The following is a 17,371-nucleotide window of genomic DNA, read 5'->3' as shown; positions in this document are numbered from 1 at the left end:
CATCCGCGACCGGAGCTCAGGCGATGCGCGTCCCCGGCGGCAGCATCCGTGCGGGCGTACGCGTGCGCGACCACGCGCCGGCGAACAGCGACCCGGCGATCACGACCTGCACTCCGAGCCCGACGAACCAGCTCGGCACCGTGGAGTCGATCACCTCGCGCGGAGTCGGACCGGGGCTCCCCACCGCGCAGTCGTCCCAGCGCTGTTCGAGGGGCGACAGCTGCGCGCTGCGCACCCCGTACTTGATCTGCCCGAACAGATCGACCGGATACCCGCCGCTTCCGTACTCGGTGGGCGTGGCATCGGCCAGCACGACGAAGGGGTTCGCGGCGAGCGCCCACCACACGAGATCGAAGCGCGGCACCTCGTAGGTGTATTCCTCCCACTGGTCGCAGATCGGGCCGTTCTCGTCGTAGGGACGGCTGTAGTTCGTCGCCTCGCCGCGGACGGCGAGCCCGCCCAGCGCGAACACGATGAGCGTGCCGATCACGAGACCGGCGACCACGAGGTACGTCGTGGCGACCGAGAACAACGGACGCGCGATCAGACCGCTCAGCCCCACCCCGATGGCCGCGACGATGACGATCTCCGCGGCCAGTACGAGGATCGAGATGAGCAGCACCAGCGGGTCCGCGCCCCCGCCGAGCAGCGAGAAGGCGAGGAAGGGCAGCGCGACGAGCAGGAATGCCCCGCCCGTCGCGATCGCGGCGACGAGTTTGCCGAGCATGATGTCGCCCGTCGAAACCGCGGTCACCTGGATCGCGGCGAGGGTCGCCGATTCGCGATCGCCGTTGATGGCGTTGCCGCTCAGCGTGGGCGACACCAGCACGACGAGCAGGAGCACCATGTTCACGACGATCGAGAAGATCCCCGCCCCCGGGGCGTCGCCGTAGGAGTAGACGGCGGACGACAGCGCTGTGACCCCGAGGAGCACCGCGGCGAAGACGCCGAGCAGCACGTACCAACCGACACTGCGCAGGCGCTGGGTCAGTTCGAGACGGGCGATGGTGCCGATATGGGCGATGCTCATGCTCCGGCCTCCGTTCCGGGGTGAGCCGTGGGCGGGGGTGCGACCGTCGGATTCAGATGCAGGAACGTGTGTTCGAGCGCGCTCTGCGCCGGCGCGAACTCCGAGATCGGGAGCTGCGCGGCGACCAGCCTCTGCAGCGCGTGCGCGGCGGACTCCTCGGTCTCGAAGCCGATCAGTACGGCTCCGCGGTCGGCGCCGAGCGACTCCGGAGCCACCCCGAGGGTCGACGCGACCTGCCAGGCGTCGGCGGCCAACCGATCGGTCGAGGCGCCGAGCAGCCGGATCCGCCAGGCTCGGACGGATGCCTGGGCCGGCGCCGCGTCGACCACTGCCCCCGCGACGAGGAAGACGGCGTCGTCGACGACCTCCTCGAGCTCCGAGAGGATGTGGCTGGAGATGAGCACGGTGCGCCCCTCGGCGGCGAGACGGCGCAGCAGCACGCGCAGCTGCACACGGGCCTCGGGATCGAGTCCCGAGGCGGGCTCGTCGAGCAGCAGCACCCGGGGGTCGTGCACGAGCGCCCGGGCGAGCCCGAGCTTCTGCTTCTGCCCGCGGGAGAGCACCTTCGCGGGGGAATCGGCGAGCGGGGTGAGCCCGACGAGGTCGAGCAGCGCGGCGGCCCGATGCGCGGCATCCGTCGGTGCGATGTCGTACAGCCGACCCGTGGTCACGAGTGTCTCGCGCGCCGTCAGCGAGGGCCAGGCGCCGAGCGCGTCGGGCATCCACCCGAGCAGCCGGCGGGCGGCCAGCGGATCGACCATCGGGTCGACGCCGCCGATGCGGATCGTGCCGGTGTCGGGGGCGAGCAGCGAGGCCAGCATCAGGAGCAGGGTCGTCTTGCCCGCGCCGTTCGGCCCGACGAGTCCGGTCACCCGCCCCGGTTCCGCGCGCAGTGTGGCCGACCGGACGGCCTGCACCGTCCCGAACGCCCGGCTGACGTCTTCCACGACGATTCCACTCATGCGGGCCAGTCTGGCATCCGGCTCCGACGCTCCCGCCGCGCACCGCCGGGTCGCTCCGACGCCGGCTCTGCCGGTGCCCGATCCCTCAGCCGCGGAAGAACGCCACGCCCAGGTCGGGGTGATCGACGAAGACGCCGTCGATCCCCTGTCGCGCGATCACGCCCCACTCCGCCTCGTAGTCGCCGAAGGCGCCCTTGCCCCCGTCGCCGCGGAACTCGGGCGCGAGGAAGGCGTTCTCGGGTCGGCACGTCCAGGTGAAGACCTTGAGGCCCCGCGCATGCGCGTCGGCGACGATCGTGTTGCCGTGCGCCAGCAGCATCTTCTTGCTCACGCTGATGCCGTCGACCGAGCCGATCAGGCCGTTGAGGCCCCGCGGTGCGACCGTCGCCTTGTAGGTGAGCGCCCTCTTGCCGTGGGCGACGAGCTGGTCGTAGGGGCGGCCGGACGATTCGATCAGGTAGATGTAGGAGGCCGGGATGCCGCGGGCCCGGAGCTGACCCAGCACGGTCTGCTCGAAGCACTCGATGATCAGCGGCAGTTCTCCGTCCGCCCAGCCGGCGGCCCGCAGATCGCGCTCGATCAGCGGCACGAGGTCGAGACCGATGCTCGCGAAGTACGTGGCGTGCTTGACCTCGAGCACCACGCCGATCTCGCGCCCGTGCTCGACCGACCCGCGCCGCACGAGGTCGAGCAGATCGACGAGACGCAGGATCGGCTGCCCGCCGTCGAAGCTGGCGCTCGTGGCGCGCACCTCGGGCAGACGCTCGCGCCCGCGGAGCGTCGAGAGCTCGTCCCAGGTGAAGTCCTCGGTGAACCAGCCCGTCAGCGCCTGCCCGTCGACCCGCTTGGTGGTGCGGCGATCGGCGAACTCCGGATGCTCCGCCACATCGGTCGTGCCCGAGATCTCGTTCTCGTGGCGCACGACCAGCACGCCGTCCTTCGTCGCGACGACATCGGGCTCGACGGCATCCACCCCCATCGCGAGCGCCAGCTCGTACGAGGAGCGGCTGTGCTCCGGGCGATACCCGGGCGCGCCCCGGTGTCCGATGACGAGGGGAGTTTTCCTGGGCACGCTCTCAGCGTAGAACACCCATCGCGCGCCCCACGCCGGTATCGTGGAGGAAAGCGACCTACGACACCCTTCTGGAGTGAGGCCCACCATGAGCAACTTCGCATTCAACAACCCTGCTTTCAAGCAGCAGGATCCGCGCAATGTCGCGACCTACCCCGGCGCACCGCAGGGTGCTCGGGGAGCCCAGGCCGCATCGTTCCAGCACGCCACCGTCGACGCCGCGGCCAACGCGCAGCTCGAGGGCATGTACGCAGCCCCGCCGGCGGGCTCGATCGAGACCGATCGCATGTCCGTCGAGGACACCGTCTGGAAGACGGCCGGCCTGTTCGGCATCCTCCTCGTCACCGCGGCCATCGGCTGGGTGTGGACGCTCGGCGGCACCGACATCACCTCGTTCTCGACCGTCTCGCTCGTGCCGTGGATGATCGGTGCGCTCGGCGGTTTCGTCCTCGCGATGATCATCACCTTCACCTCGCGCAAGAAGGTGCGTCCGGCGCTGATCTTCGCCTACGCCGCCCTCGAGGGTCTGTTCATCGGTGGCATCTCGGCGTTCTTCGAGGTCCTCTACCCGGGCATCGTGCTGCAGGCCACGCTCGCGACGATCTCGGTCGTCGGCGTGACCCTCGCCCTCTTCGCCAGCGGCAAGATCCGCGCGTCGAAGAAGGCCACCAAGATCTTCATGGTCGCGATGGTCGGTTACCTCGTCTTCTCGCTGCTGAACCTCGTGCTCATGTGGACCGGCGTCCTGCCCGCGAGCCAGGCCTTCGGCCTCTACAGCGCCGAGATCATGGGCATTCCGCTCGGACTGATCATCGGCGTGCTCGTGGTCATCATGGCCGCCTACTCGCTGGTGCTCGACTTCGACCAGATCCAGCAGGGTGTGCGCAACGGCGCTCCCCGCGTCTACGGCTGGCTCGGCGCCTTCGGCATCATGGTCACGGTCGTCTGGCTGTACGTCGAGATCCTGCGCATCATCGCGATCGTCCGCGGCAACAACTGACGATCCGTCGTCTGTCGCTCACGAGGCCCGTCTCCCTTCGGAGGCGGGCCTCCTGCATGTTCCGCCCCGCGGCGCAAGGGGTTTCCTGAAAGCTTCCTGAGAGCGCAGAATCGAGCGATCAGACGAAACTCGTCTGCACACAGGAGGTCATCATGAGCTTTCTCGGCTTTCTTCTTCTCGGTCTCATCGCCGGGGCCATCGCGAAACTGATCCTGCCCGGCAAGCAGGGCGGTGGATGGTTCATCACGCTTCTGCTGGGCGTCGTCGGCGCCCTGCTCGGAGGGTGGCTCGGCTCGCTGATCCTCAACCGCCCGCTCACCGAGTTCTGGGATCTCGGCACGTGGCTCCTCGCCATCGGCGGGTCGATCATCGTGCTGCTGATCTACGGCCTCATCGTCGGTCGTGGCAGTCGCAGCAAGGCCTGATCACCGCTCCGTGCGCTGATCGCGGCGCTTCGCCCCCTCCGGCCCCCGGTGGGGGCGAAGTCATGTCCGCTCGCCGCGCGACTTCGCCTCGAGCAGCGCGCGTTCACGGTCGTTGCCGGTGAGGGCGGCGGCCGTCGCGAACTCGCTGCGCGCTTCGTCCTCCCTCCCGAGGCGGCGCAGCATCTCGGCCCGCGTCGCCGGCAGCAGGTGGTACCCGCGCAGAACTCCGGATGCCTCCAGCTGATCGAGTACCTTCAGCGCCGAGGCCGGCCCCGTCGCCATCGCGACGGCGGCCGCGCGGTTGAGTTCGACGACGGGTGACGGGGCGAGCCGCCCGAGCGCCTCGTAGAGCACGACGATCTGTTCCCAGTCGGTCTCCTCGATCGACGGAGCGAGCGCATGGCGCTCGGCGATAGCCGCCTGCAGTCCATAGGCGCCACGGCCTCGGCCGACGGCATCCGCCCGCGCGAGTGCGGCGCGTCCTCGCGTGATCCGGCTGCGGTCCCACAGCCGTCGGTCCTGGTCGCCGAGCAGCACCGGATCTCCCTGCGCGTCGGTCCGTGCCGGGAACCGCGCCGCGGTGAGCTCCATTAGAGCGAGCAGCCCGAGGGCGTCCGGCTCGCGCGGCATCAGCCCGACCAGCACACGCCCCAGCCTGATCGCCTCGTCGGCGAGGTCCGGCCGCATCCATTCCGGCCCGCTGCTCGCCGCGTGGGCCTCGTTGAAGATCAGGTACACGATGCCGAGGATCGCCCCGAGACGGGCGGTGTGCTCTTCGCGCGGAGGAGTCTCGAACGGAACCCCCGCCGCGGCCAGCGTCTTCTTCGCCCGCACGATGCGCTGCTGCACGGTGGCCGTGGGAACCAGGAACGCGCGAGCGATCTCCTCGCTCGACAGCCCCGCGACCACACGCAGGGTGAGAGCCACCTGGGCTTCGCGTGACAGCACGGGGTGACAGGCGATGAACATCAGCCGGAGCACGTCGTCGTCGACCGCGTCCGGATCCCAGGGCACGGCGTCGATCCCCTCGGCCTGCGCGCGCTCCAGGTCGTGGGCGAGCACGGCGATGCGATCGTCGAAGCGCTCCTGCCGCCGCCATCCGTCGATCGCTCTGCGCTTCGCGACGGCCGTCAACCAGGCGGCGCCGTTGCGGGGCACACCCTCGACCGGCCACTGCCGCAGCGCATCGAGCAGCGCCTCCTGGGCGAGGTCCTCCGCCCACCCGAAGTCGCCGACCATGCGGGCGAGCGTGCCGACGATCTTCGCCGACTCGATGCGCCAGACCGCGGCGACGGTGCGCTCCACCGTCCCCGGTGGGGGAAGGGGACGCACCGCCGCATCGTCGGAGGAGGGGGTCATCTCACTGCTGGGCGCGCTGCGCCTGCTCCTCGCGCCAGCCTGCTTCCTTCTCGATCCACTCGTTGTCGGCGGGGAAGTCCGAGGCGTCGGTCACCCGGCGCACCTCGAGGAACGATCCGGGTCCGAGCGGTGCACGGCTCGCCCACTCGGCGGCCTCCTCGCGGCTCGACACCTCGAGGATCCAGAATCCGTTGAACAGCTCCTTGGTCTCGCCGTAGGGGCCGTCGGTGATGAGCGGGGTCTCGGCGCTGAAGTCGACGACGAAGCCCTCCGCGGCATCGGTGAGTCCCTCGCCCGCTGCCAGCACGCCGGCCTTGATCATGGACTCGTTGTACTTCCCCATCGCCTCGATGACCTGCTCGAAGGGGATCTCCTTGTACGCATCGACGGCCTCGTCGGTCGCGCGCATGATGAGCATGTACTTCATGGTGTTCTCCTTGATCGATGGGATCGTGTCTCGACCCTCTCATCAAAGACGTCGAACGGGAACGCGTCGGATCGACATGCGATCCGGAATTCTCCGAGATTTCTTCTCGCGCGCTCTTCTCGAGCGTGTTCTCAGCGCCGGGGCGGCCGACGCACGGCCGCATCGATCACGGCGGTGAGCGCGCTCAGCGACTTCTCGGGGCTCCATGCCGCGGCCACCTCGGAGGCCTCGGCACTCAGCCGCGCGAGCAGCGCGGGGTCGGCCAGCACGCCGCGCAGGGCGGCGGCCAACGCATCGACATCGCCGCTCGGAGCGAGCACTCCCCCGCCCGCGCCCAGGACGTCGCGGATGCCGTAGCGCACGTCGTACGACACGACCGGCGCGCCGTGCAGCAGCGCCTCGACGATCGACAGCGGTTGCCCCTCGAAGGCGGTGGCGGTGAGTACGACCGAGGCCCGGTCGAGAACGCGCCCCGGGTCGTCGGTGTACCCGGCGAGCACGACGCGATCTGCCGCACCGAGCTCGGCGATGAGGGCGGTCAGGCGCTCCTGCTCCGGTCCGCCGCCCCAGATCTCGAGGCGAGTGTCGGGCACGTCGGCCGCGAGGAATGCGCGGATGGCCTGATCGACGCGCTTGCCCGGAGCCAGGCGTCCGAGCACCACGACCAGTCCCGGCTCCCGCAGGTCGTCGCGGCGCGCGACGGCCGCGATCGGGTTCGGCACGGTCTCGTTCCGCGCCGCCGTGCCGAAGCGTGCCACGACGTCGTCGCGCTGCGTCGCCGTCGGCCAGATCACGGCGTCGAAACGGTCGGAGAGGGCGAACCAGCGCGTCCACAGGGCGTTGGTCGGGGCATCCGCCGTGTAGGGAGCCTCGAGGTGGATGGTGTGGATCGTGTGGAGGATGCGCACGCGCGGATCCTGCCACCCCACGATGAGCTCGCCGAGCTGACGCGATTCGCAGATGACGACGATCGGGCGGTCGCCGAGGCCCGCGGCCAGGTGCGACAGCCACGCGCGGTACAGTCCGCCGAAACCGGCGACGCCGCCTACGACCTCGCCGTCCGCATCGAAGATCTGCACCGGCTCGACGCTCAGGTGCCAGTCGGGATTGCCCGGGATCACCGGGAGCGCGACGAACGGCCGACCCTCGGCATCCGCGATCGTGCGGTACTCGACCCCCGGGTTCGCGACGAGGGCGGGATCGGCGACCGATCGCAGCCACACGGTCGCTCCGCCCTCGGCGGCGACGGCCTCGTCGAAGAGATTGCGCAGGCGGGAGGCGTCGACCAGAGCACCGCGCGAGACGAACGTCTCCCGGTGCTGCGCGTGGTCGGCCGCGGTACCCGGGTCGAAGGTGAGCAGCTGCGGCCCACGCCCCTCGGCCACGCCCGCACCGGCCAGCTGCCGGGCGCGCGACAGCGTCGCGATCGTGTAGCCGCCGTCGAGGTCGGGGATGAGCCGGCTCGACAACACCAGGTACTCGGCGTCCGGCAGGGCCGGCGCCGACGCGGGGAGCATCGTCTCCCCTACTCCCACTCGATCGTCCCCGGCGGCTTCGACGTCACGTCGAGCACAACGCGGTTGACGTCGCGCACGCCGTTGGTGATGCGGTTCGAGATCTTGGAGAGCACGTCGTACGGCAGGCGCGTCCAGTCGGCCGTCATCGCGTCTTCGCTCGACACGGGACGCAGCACGATCGGATGGCCGTAGGTGCGGCCGTCGCCCTGCACACCCACCGAGCGCACGTCGGCGAGGAGCACGACCGGGCACTGCCAGATCTCCTGGTCGAGCCCGGCTTTGGTGAGCTCCTCACGAGCGATGGCGTCGGCCTCGCGGAGGATCTCCAGACGGTCGGCCGTGACCTCGCCGATGATGCGGATGCCCAGGCCGGGGCCGGGGAACGGCTGTCGGCCGACGATCGCCTCGGGGATGCCGAGCTCGCGCCCGATCGCCCGGACCTCGTCCTTGAACAGCGCACGCAGCGGCTCGATCAGCTCGAAGTCGAGGTCGTCGGGCAGACCGCCCACGTTGTGGTGCGACTTGATGTTCGCCGTGCCCGCACCGCCGCCGGACTCGACGACGTCGGGGTAGAGCGTGCCCTGCACGAGGAACTTGACCGGGGCGCCGCCGGAGGCCTTCGCCTCGGCGACCAGGTCGAGCTGCACCTTCTCGAACGCGCGGATGAACTCGCGCCCGATGATCTTGCGCTTCTCCTCGGGATCGGTGACACCCTTCAGGTGGCCGAGGAAGGTGTCGGCGGCGTCGACCGTGATCAGACGCACGCCGGTGGACTCGACGTAGTCCTTCTCGACCTGCTCGCGCTCGCCCTTGCGGAGGAGCCCGTGGTCGACGAACACGGCGGTGAGCTGGTCGCCGATCGCCTTGTGCACGAGCGCGGTGGAGACCGCGGAGTCGACACCGCCGGAGAGCGCCGAGATGACGCGGGCGTCGCCCACCTGCTCGCGGATGCGCTCGATCTGCTCGGCGATCACGTTGCCGCTGTTCCAGTCGGACGCGAGGCCCGCGCCCTTGTGCAGGAAGTTCTCGAGCACGCGCTGGCCGTGATCGGAGTGCTTGACCTCCGGGTGCCACTGCACGCCGTAGAAGCCGCGGTCCTCGTTCGCGAACGCCGCGACCTTGGTCGCGTCCGTCGTCGCGAGCACGTCGAAGCCCTCGGGAGCACGCGCGACCTGGTCGCCGTGGCTCATCCACACGTTCTGCTCGACGGGCTGGCCGCCGAGCAGCGTTCCGCCGTCACCCGTGATGACGGCATCCGTCGCCCCGTACTCGCGCAGGCCGGTGTTCGCGACCTCGCCGCCCAGGGTCTGGGCCATGTACTGGAAGCCGTAGCAGATGCCGAGCGTGGGCACGCCGAGGTCGAACACCGCGGGGTCGAGGCGCGGCGCTCCCTCCTCGTACACCGACGAGGGCCCTCCGGAGAGGATGATCGCGACCGGGTTCTTGGCGGCGATCTCGGCGGCGGTCGCGGTGTGCGGCACGATCTCGCTGTAGACGCCGGCCTCGCGCACGCGGCGGGCGATCAGCTGCGCGTACTGCGCGCCGAAGTCGACGACGAGCGCGGGGCGCTGCTGGGTCTCGGACTGTTCGGTCAACGGGCACCTTCCGGGGCGGGAGCGGAGACCTCTGAGGCCTCTCGGGTGGCGAGGTAGGTCTTGACTTCACGGGCCACGATGGCCTCCATGAAGAACGACAGCAGCGGGATCACGCCGCCGAGGGCGAGCAGGATGAAGCGCGGGAACGGCCAGCGCATCAGGCTCCACATGCGGAAGCACGCGAAGAGGTACACGACGTAGAACCAGCCGTGCGCGACGAGGATCGCCAGCGACACGTTGAAGCCGTCGCCGAGCGAGGTCATCTCGCACGAGTTCGTCCAGGGGGCGAACAGCGACCACCACTCGCAGTCGGCGCCGGCGAGCACGCCGGCGAACCAGAGCGGTCCGCCCGATCCTCCGAGGAACAGTTCGAGGTGGATCGGCGTGTACTTCAGCACCATCTCGGTCAGCAGCAGGAGCAGCATGACTCCGGTGATGATCGACGCGATCTGGTAGAACTTCAGCGCACCGCGGATCGCCGGAAAGCTGGCGACTTTCGGTTCGGGCATGCGTCCAGTCTAGTCGGCGCGCCGCACCGCTCGATCCGGCGCGGATGGCCCGCGCTCGACGCCCTCACGGTGCGGGCGGCCGGGCGACCAGCGCTTCACCGTGACCCGTGAGCGCGCGCTCGGATGCCGCGGCGGGAACGAGCACGGTCGACCCCGCGGGGAACCCCTGTCCTCCCAGAGCGACCTCGCCATCGACCACGACGACGATCGCGAACCCGGGATCGAGCATCACGGGCCCTCCGTCGACCGGAACCCGATCGAGGCGGAAGTACTCGTCGGCGGCGGCCGGGAACGCCGACCCCGATCGCGGTGCCGTGCGGACGAGGGCGTCGACCTGTGCCCGGTCACGTCCGGTGCGGTTCACCGCTGTCAGGGCCAGATCGAACCCGAGACCCAGATGCCCCTCCCCGGGGCCGTCGATCGCGAATCCCTCCCACTCGAGCAGGATCGAGAGGTCCTCGGGCTGCTGCAGTTCGAGCAGGAGAACACCCGCGCCGATCGCGTGCAGCTCCCCCGGCGGCACCCACACCACATCGCCGGGCCCGACCTCGATCGCGTGCAGCAGACCGAGGAGCGCGGCGACGTCCTGGCGCGCGACCAGATCGGCGAGAGCGTCGGCCGTCACGTCCTCCCGCAGGCCGACGTGCACCGTCCCGCCCTCGAGGATGTACCAGGCCTCGGCTTTGCCGTGCGCGCGGCCGAGATGCCCGGCCGCGAAGTCGTCGTGCGGATGCGCATGCACCGGCAACCGCTCCCCCGCGTCGAGCAGCTTGACGAGCAGGCGCGCGTCGTCACCCCAACGGCGGACGTGCTCCTCCCCCAGCCAGGCGATCGGATGCTCGGCGATCGCCTCGCGCAGCAGCCGCCCGTCGGGCAGAGTGCTGAGGCCGAGGGTCTCCTCGCCGCGGACCGTCGTCACCGATCCGATCCAGTCCTCGGGTTCGCGGGGCGCGGACCCCGGATCGCCGCGGAACGCGCGGAGGCGCTCACCGCCGCGGTAGAAGCGCTCGGCCGGTCGGTTGGGGGCGAGGGCGATCGGGTTCATCGGGCAGCTCCATTCACATCGGCGTGCGCTCCATCCACATCGGCGTGCACGGCATCCGCGTCGGCGTGCGCAGCATCCACATCGGCGTGCGCAGCCAGGAACCCGCCGACGAAGGTATCGCCGAGACCGATCGTCGTCGGCTCCGCGATATCGAGGGCGAAGGCCGGCACGCCGACCGCTCCGGGGATGCCGCGCTCGACGGCGGCGACGAGCTCGGCGCCGCGTCGGCTCCGCGCCATCGCGGCCGTCTCCTCGGCATCCGACGACGAGAATCCGTCGCCGAGCCGGTAGCGCGTCGCCGCGACCCGGACAGCGCTCTCGAGCGCTGAGCGGTGGCGCGCGGCATCCGAGCCGACGGCGATCGCCCAGTGCCGGGTGTGCACGACGAGGGCGGGGGCGGGGATCAGCCGGGCGATCGCGGTGAGCGCGGCGATCACATCGGCCGGATCGAGCAGATCGACGGATCGGCCCAGATACTCCTGCAGTTCGTCCTCGTTCATGCCGTAGACATCGATGCGGGAGAGCAGCCGGTCGCGGACGGTGTGCGAGAAGGCCCGCGTGTAGAAACCCGCGTCCTCGTAGTACACCAGCGCGTCGTCGGGCAGCGACGCGAGCGCCACGAGCAGTTCGTCGAGCCGGCGCTCGAGCAGGTCGTGGTCCTGCATGGTGTTGAAGCCCGACACCAGGAAGACGGATGCTCCGGCCAGGGCCGCCGGCAGATCGTCGGCGAGACGCATCTCGCGATTGGGCGGGTCGTTCGCGAAGATCAGCCGGTTCGCGCTCGGGGAGACGATGTCACCGTCGATCAGCCGCACGTGCGCCCCGACCGGGTACTGCACGATCAGGTGCGGATCGAGGGTGTCGCGGTCGGCCGACGACACGTACGAGACGCGCTCCGGCAGCAGACGGCGGACGTTGTCGTCGATGCTCACCAGATGCTGCACGCTCGGGATGCCGAGGCTGTCGAGCACGAGCCCCGCCCGCACCCCCGTGCCGCCGAGCGTCACGGCCACGTCGAAGTGCGCGGCGAAGCGCTCGATCACCTCGGAGGACTCGACGAAGCGCTCGGCCCCGGTCCCGGCTGCGACGAACGCGAGCACGGCCACCAGGAGCGAGCGCTCGTCGACGATCGACGCCGCGGCGGTCAGCTCGTGCCGCCGGATGCGATGCTCCCGGGCCAGCCGGCCGACGACGGCGGAGTCCCACCGCAGTTCGAAGTCGACCGTTCCGCCGAGCCCCAGCACGAGCCGACCGTCCACATCACGTGTCATCCGTCGATCGTCCTCCCCGTCGAGATCCGTGCCGGTCAGTACAGGTCGGCCTTGCCGTCCGCACCGAACAGTTCGATCTTCTCAGCCGCGGTCGCCTTCAGGGCGGCGATCGGCTCGGGCTGGATCGCGTTCGGCTCGCGCAGACGCTCGTCGGTGCCCAGGATCTCGCGCATGCGGTTGTGGTACGAGACCTTGATGTCGCTGGAGATGTTGATCTTGTTGATGCCCAGCTCGACGGCGCGACGCAGTTCGGAGTCCGGATTCGCCGATCCGCCGTGGAGCACGAGCGGGATGCCGACCGCGGCCTTGATCTCCTGGAGCAGGTCGTGGCGCAGCTCGGGGTTCTTCTCGGCGGGGTACAGCCCGTGCGAAGTGCCGATGGCGATCGCGAGGCTGTCGACGCCCGTCTCCTCGACGAAGCGCACGGCGTCGTCGACGTTCGTGTAGATGATCTCCGCAGCACCCGACTCGCCGTAGCTGTCGTTCGCGCCGATCGTGCCCAGCTCACCCTCGACCTGGATACCCACCGCGTGCGCGGCCTCGACGACCTTGCGCGTGAGCGCGACGTTCTCGTCGAACGGCAGCAGCGATGCGTCGATCATGACCGAGGTGAACCCGGCCTTGATCGCCGTGATCATCTGCTCGTAGCTGCCGCCGTGATCCCAGTGGATCGCCACGGGGACGCTCGAACGGTGCGCGCGGGAGTGCATCGCCGCGATCAGGTCGGTCGTGATGTGCGAGACCTCGTCCGGGTGGATCGCGATGATCACCGGCGCGTTCTTCTCCTCGCTGATGTCCATGACTCCGTTGAACATCGCCCAATCGCTGATGTTGAACGCCGGGATCGCGAAGTTGTGCGCGTTGGCGACGTCGAGGATGGATTTTCCGGTGTAGAGCACGTGTTTCTCCTGTTTTCGTGATGGTCGAGGGCCCCGGGCGGGGTGGCGGTCAGCTCTTCACCGAGCCGGCCGTGAGGCCGCTGATGAAGTAGCGCTGGAAGAAGAGGAAGAGGATGAGCACGGGGATGGACCCGAGCACGCTCATGGCCATGATCTGGTTCCACTCGTAGGAGTGCTGCCCCATCAGGAGTTGGATGCCGATGGGCACCGTGCGCATGTCGATCGTGCGTGTGAGCGTCAGCGCGAACAGGTACTCGTTCCACGCGATCATGAACGTGTAGATGCCCACCGACACGATGCCCGGCACCGAGATCGGCACGAGAATGCGCCACAGCGCCGTGAACGACCCCGCGCCGTCGACGCGGACGGCCTCGTCGAGCTCGCGCGGCAGGGTGTTGAAGTAGCCGGTCATCATGATGATCGCGTAGGGCAGCGTGAACACCATGTACGTGAGGATCAGCCCGGCGTAGGAGTTGTAGAGGCCGAGGCCGACCATCAGGCCGAAGTACGGGATCAGCAGCGTAATGGGCGGCACGGCCTGCACGCTCACGATCACCACGTTGAGGATGCGCTTGCCCCGGAAGTCGAAGCGGCTGAAGGCGTAGGCCGCCTGGATCGCGACGATCAGGGTGAGGATCGTGACCGACCCCGCGACGATGTAGCTGTTGAGGAAGAACCGCACCGTCTCGGCGTTCGTGAAGATCGCGATGTACGCGTCGAACGAGAAGGTGTCGGTGATGAGCCGCGGGGGCAGCTCGAAGATCTGGGTGTTGGACTTGAACGAGCTCGAGAGCATCCACAGCACGGGTCCGGCGGCGAAGACGGCTCCGATGATCAGTCCGATCATCAGCGAGCCCTTCGCGACGACGCGGCGGTTCTTGACGGTGAGCGCCATGATCAGTCCCTCGCTTTCTGGTGACGGACGTAGAAGACGGCGAGCACCATCGACATCAGCAGCACGAGCACGGCCGAGGTGGCGGCGAGCGAGAAGTCGTACTTGGCGAAGGCGAGCTTGTAGGTGAAGGTGCTGAGCACCTCCGTGACGTCGATCGGACCGCCGCCGGTGGTCATCCAGATGAGGGCGAACTGCTGCGAGGTCCAGATCAGGTCGAGCAGCACGAGGCTCACGATGATCGGTCGCAGCTGCGGGATCGTCACGTTCCAGAAGCGCTGCACGTTGCTGGCGCCGTCGACGGTGGCCGCCTCGTGCAGTTCGGCCGGGACGCCCTGGAGGCCGGCGAGCAGGCTGACCATGAAGAACGGGTACCCCGCCCAGATGTTGATGAAGATGATGGTGCCCAACGCCAGCTGCGGAGAGGCGAGCCATTCGATGTCGGTGTTGAGCAGGAAGTTGATCACGCCGTTCGGGGCGAGGAGCATGCGCCACAGCACCGCGATCACCGCGACCGTGAACAGCCACGGCAGAACGTAGAGGGCCCGGAACAGCGAGCGCGAGACTCGGCCGAGGAGCGGGCTGTTCAGCATCATCGCGAACGCGAGACCGAGCACCAGGTGCGCCAGCACGCTCGCGACCGTGAACAGGATCGTGTTGCCGGTGGCCTTCCAGAAGCGGGGGTCGGAGAGGACCTCGACGTAGTTGGCGATCCCGACGAACTCGGGCGACTTGTTCAGGATCACGTTGTCCTGGAACGAGTATCCGATCACCATCACGATCGGCACGATCATCAGGACGAACAGCAGGATGATCGTCGGCGAGAGGAAGGCGTACGACTCGGTGGTCTTGCGCAGTTGCCGTCGGCGCCGCGAGTGCGGCACCCCGGTGACGATCACCTCGGTGTCGTCGGTCGTTCTCAGGCTCATGAGGTGCGGGCTCCTAGGTTGGTCGGGTGCCGCACCGCATCATCGGCGATGCGGCACCCCGTTCAGGCGGGAGGCGAGGAGCTCAGAACTCCGCTTCCCAGGACGTCTGCGCCGCCTTGAGCGCGTCGGGGATCGACTGCTGCCCGTCGAGTGCGGACTGCAGCTGCTCGCCGAACTGGCGCATCAGCTCCTCCGCCACCGGCAGCCCGGTGAACTCGTTGGCGGGGTAGCCGGCCTGGTAGATGTCGAACGCGGTCTTGAACAGCTCGTCGTCGTTCACGAAGTCGGGAACCGAGGTCGAGTTGCCGGGGAAGGCCTTCGCCATCGTCGACAGAGTCGAGTTGGTCTCCTGGCTCATGAGGAACTCGACGAGCTTGAACGCCGCCTCCTTGTGCTCGGAGTTCTCGGCCACGCCGATGCCCCACGAGGCGTAGGGAATGCCGCGTTCGCCCTCGTATCCGTCCTCGGCGGGGATCGCCGAGATCGAGAACTCGAGGTCGGGGTTCGTCTCGCGGATGAGGTTGATGTGCGCGAGCGAGTCGATCATCATGCCGGCCCGGCCGTTGGTGAACTCCTCGACCTTGTCCTGCTCCTTCATCGTGAACGAACCGGAGGCGATCACTCCCGCGTCCCACAGCTCGCCGATGTACTCGACCGCGGAGGTCACGTCGTCGTTGGTGAGATCGGGCTGACCGTCCTTCAGCATCGAGCCGCCGGATGCCCAGACCCACGACATGACGTCGTTCTGCACACCGTTCGGCGCTTCGAGGGAGAGCGGGAGGACCCACCCGGAGACGTCGCCCCCGAGGGCGGAGACCTTCTCCGCGGCATCCGCGAACTCGGTGCGGGTGGCGGGCGGAGCGTCGACACCGGCCTCGGCGAGGAGCGCGTCGTTCGTGAACATCGGATACACGAAGTTGACGACCGGGATCATGTACGTGCTGCCGTCGACCTGGATCTGGCTGGCGAGCTCGCTGTCGTCGTAGTCGTACTCCTCCATCAGCGCGCTGAGGTCGGCGATGACTCCCTGCGAGGCGAAGTCGTTGACCCACGCGCCGTCGAGACCGACGACATCGGGCATGGTGCCGGACGCGGCTCCCGCGAACAGCTGCTCCTTGGTGGAGGCGTACGGCCCGCTCACGAGATCGACCGTGATCCCGGGGTTCGCCGCCTCGAACTCGTCGATGAGGGCGCGGAACTCGCCGTCGGGCAGTTCCGGCTCCCACCACTGGGCGAACTCGATCGTCACGTCACCGCCGTCTCCACCGCTGTCGCCGCCGGTGCTGGGCGCGCAGCCCGCCACCGCCAGAAGGGTCACGGCCGCCGCGGCGGCTCCGACGATGTTCCGGGTGCGTCGCTGCCCCAGTCGCACTGTGCTCATCACTTCTCCTCTTCGAGATCGTGCCGCATCACGCGCTTCAATGCTTGTTCATGCGGTTTTGAGCCATGTTATGCCCGGATTTGCCGCGGCGTCAAGCGTCAATCTGGAGATGTCGTTACAGATTTCTTCCACGGGGGCGGATATTCCGCGGATAATCGCTCATGCACGCGACATGCCGTTTTCTGCACAAGTCTGCGGTGTTCGTCGCTTTCGTGTGCTAGAGATGTCTGCATGGAAACATCCGCACCGGCTCATCGTCGTCGCCTCCCCGCGGGCAGGAAGGCCGATCTCGCCAGCTACGTCGAGCAGACGGGGCAGGTCACGGTCGGCGATCTCGCCGAGCATTTCGGCGTCTCGATCGACACGATCCGCCGCGATCTCGATCAACTCGACCGCGAAGGCGTGCTCGTGCGCACCCACGGCGGTGCCGTGAGTTCCGCGACCGGGCCGCTCAAGGACCGCGCCCTCGACGTGCGCATGCGCGTGCAGACCGAGGAGAAGGAGCGCATCGCCCGCCTCGCCGCCGGTCTGATCGAGGACGGCTCTGTGGTGATGCTGAACGCCGGTACGACGACGTTGGCGGTCGCTCGCGCGCTTCGCAATCATCAGGATCTGACGATCGCGACGAACAACCTGCGGATCCCCGCCGAGCTCGCCCCCACCGCGTTCCGCGACCTGTACGTGTTCGGCGGTGCGGTGCGCTCGATCACCCAGGCGACGACCGGACCCGTGACGTTCACGATGACGCCCGGCGGCCCGGAGGTCGACATCCGCTGCGACCTCGCGCTGATCGGCGTCGGGGCCGTCGACGAGGGCGGGTACTCGGCCTCGAACCTCGGCGACGCCGCGATGATGTCCGAGATGATGCAGCGCGCCGAGCGCACCGCGATCCTGGCGGACTCCTCGAAGATCGGGCGCCGGTTCTTCGCGCAGATCGCGCAACTCGACCGGGCCGACTACCTGATCACGGATGCCCCGCCGCCCCCACACATCGCCGCAGCCCTCGCGCAGGCCGACGTGCAGGTTCTCGTCCCCTGACACCTGACAGCGACCTGAAC

Annotated in this window: 17 protein-coding genes; 3 read left to right on the top strand and 14 right to left on the bottom strand. The window is 68.9% G+C overall.

Annotated elements, in window-relative coordinates; all coding sequences use genetic code 11:
* Nucleotides 1-16: 16 nt before the first annotated feature.
* From ACZ5Y9_RS06035 to ACZ5Y9_RS06025, 3 genes are all read right to left on the bottom strand, one after another.
* Entirely contained in the window at nucleotides 17-1,030 is a 1,014-nt protein-coding gene (locus tag ACZ5Y9_RS06035) for an ABC transporter permease (RefSeq protein ID WP_247623148.1), read from the bottom strand.
* Nucleotides 1,027-1,992 carry an ABC transporter ATP-binding protein gene (locus ACZ5Y9_RS06030; RefSeq protein ID WP_247623149.1) on the bottom strand — a complete coding sequence of 322 codons (966 nt, stop codon included), beginning with the start codon at nucleotides 1,990-1,992 and terminating at the stop codon, nucleotides 1,027-1,029. The genes ACZ5Y9_RS06035 and ACZ5Y9_RS06030 overlap by 4 nt, the downstream gene beginning before the upstream one ends.
* An 85-nt stretch (nucleotides 1,993-2,077) precedes the next feature.
* A complete protein-coding gene (locus ACZ5Y9_RS06025; RefSeq protein ID WP_247623150.1) occupies nucleotides 2,078-3,064 on the bottom strand; it encodes a glycerophosphodiester phosphodiesterase family protein in 987 nt (328 codons plus the stop codon).
* Nucleotides 3,065-3,152: 88 nt separating this feature from the next.
* On the opposite strand from ACZ5Y9_RS06025, the gene ACZ5Y9_RS06020 reads away from it, so the two are divergent.
* Entirely contained in the window at nucleotides 3,153-4,064 is a 912-nt protein-coding gene (locus tag ACZ5Y9_RS06020) for a Bax inhibitor-1/YccA family protein (protein ID WP_247623151.1), read from the top strand.
* Between the two features lie 152 nt (nucleotides 4,065-4,216).
* Nucleotides 4,217-4,489, top strand: a complete 273-nt coding sequence (locus ACZ5Y9_RS06015; RefSeq protein ID WP_247623152.1) for a GlsB/YeaQ/YmgE family stress response membrane protein — start codon at nucleotides 4,217-4,219, stop codon at nucleotides 4,487-4,489.
* A 60-nt stretch (nucleotides 4,490-4,549) separates the two neighbouring features.
* On the opposite strand, the gene ACZ5Y9_RS06010 is transcribed toward ACZ5Y9_RS06015, so the two are convergent.
* From ACZ5Y9_RS06010 to ACZ5Y9_RS05960, 11 genes are all read right to left on the bottom strand, one after another.
* Nucleotides 4,550-5,848, bottom strand: coding sequence for an RNA polymerase sigma factor (locus tag ACZ5Y9_RS06010; protein WP_464472542.1), 1,299 nt, complete (start codon nucleotides 5,846-5,848; stop codon nucleotides 4,550-4,552).
* A gap of 1 nt (nucleotide 5,849) precedes the next feature.
* Nucleotides 5,850-6,275 (bottom strand): YciI family protein, encoded by a 426-nt coding sequence (locus tag ACZ5Y9_RS06005; RefSeq protein WP_247623154.1) that lies wholly within the window; start codon nucleotides 6,273-6,275, stop codon nucleotides 5,850-5,852.
* 131 nt (nucleotides 6,276-6,406) lie between these two features.
* Nucleotides 6,407-7,792: a glycosyltransferase gene (locus ACZ5Y9_RS06000; protein ID WP_464472541.1), complete on the bottom strand. Its 1,386-nt coding sequence runs from the start codon at nucleotides 7,790-7,792 to the stop codon at nucleotides 6,407-6,409.
* Nucleotides 7,793-7,800: 8 nt separating this feature from the next.
* Nucleotides 7,801-9,387 carry a glutamine-hydrolyzing GMP synthase gene (gene guaA, locus ACZ5Y9_RS05995; protein ID WP_247623156.1) on the bottom strand — a complete coding sequence of 529 codons (1,587 nt, stop codon included), beginning with the start codon at nucleotides 9,385-9,387 and terminating at the stop codon, nucleotides 7,801-7,803.
* Complete coding sequence (locus ACZ5Y9_RS05990) at nucleotides 9,384-9,896, bottom strand: DUF3817 domain-containing protein (RefSeq protein ID WP_247623157.1); 513 nt, start codon at nucleotides 9,894-9,896, stop codon at nucleotides 9,384-9,386. The genes guaA and ACZ5Y9_RS05990 overlap by 4 nt, the downstream gene beginning before the upstream one ends.
* 64 nt (nucleotides 9,897-9,960) lie before the next feature.
* Nucleotides 9,961-10,941, bottom strand: a complete 981-nt coding sequence (locus ACZ5Y9_RS05985) for a class I mannose-6-phosphate isomerase (RefSeq protein ID WP_464472540.1) — start codon at nucleotides 10,939-10,941, stop codon at nucleotides 9,961-9,963.
* Nucleotides 10,938-12,212, bottom strand: coding sequence for an ADP-dependent glucokinase/phosphofructokinase (locus ACZ5Y9_RS05980; protein WP_464472539.1), 1,275 nt, complete (start codon nucleotides 12,210-12,212; stop codon nucleotides 10,938-10,940). Before ACZ5Y9_RS05980 ends, ACZ5Y9_RS05985 begins: the two co-directional genes overlap by 4 nt.
* Before the next feature lie 35 nt (nucleotides 12,213-12,247).
* Entirely contained in the window at nucleotides 12,248-13,111 is an 864-nt protein-coding gene (locus ACZ5Y9_RS05975) for a ketose-bisphosphate aldolase (protein WP_247623160.1), read from the bottom strand.
* Nucleotides 13,112-13,160: 49 nt separating this feature from the next.
* Complete coding sequence (locus ACZ5Y9_RS05970; protein WP_247632737.1) at nucleotides 13,161-14,006, bottom strand: carbohydrate ABC transporter permease; 846 nt, start codon at nucleotides 14,004-14,006, stop codon at nucleotides 13,161-13,163.
* 2 nt (nucleotides 14,007-14,008) lie between these two features.
* Complete coding sequence (locus tag ACZ5Y9_RS05965; RefSeq protein WP_247623162.1) at nucleotides 14,009-14,932, bottom strand: carbohydrate ABC transporter permease; 924 nt, start codon at nucleotides 14,930-14,932, stop codon at nucleotides 14,009-14,011.
* Nucleotides 14,933-15,014: 82 nt separating this feature from the next.
* Nucleotides 15,015-16,313, bottom strand: a complete 1,299-nt coding sequence (locus tag ACZ5Y9_RS05960) for an ABC transporter substrate-binding protein (protein ID WP_464472538.1) — start codon at nucleotides 16,311-16,313, stop codon at nucleotides 15,015-15,017.
* A gap of 231 nt (nucleotides 16,314-16,544) precedes the next feature.
* On the opposite strand from ACZ5Y9_RS05960, the gene ACZ5Y9_RS05955 reads away from it, so the two are divergent.
* Entirely contained in the window at nucleotides 16,545-17,351 is an 807-nt protein-coding gene (locus ACZ5Y9_RS05955) for a DeoR/GlpR family DNA-binding transcription regulator (protein WP_247623164.1), read from the top strand.
* The last annotated feature ends 20 nt before the right edge of the window (nucleotides 17,352-17,371 follow it).

Source organism: Microbacterium sp. T3-8 (genome assembly GCF_055398145.1).
This window is presented reverse-complemented; position numbering and strand designations above follow the sequence as displayed.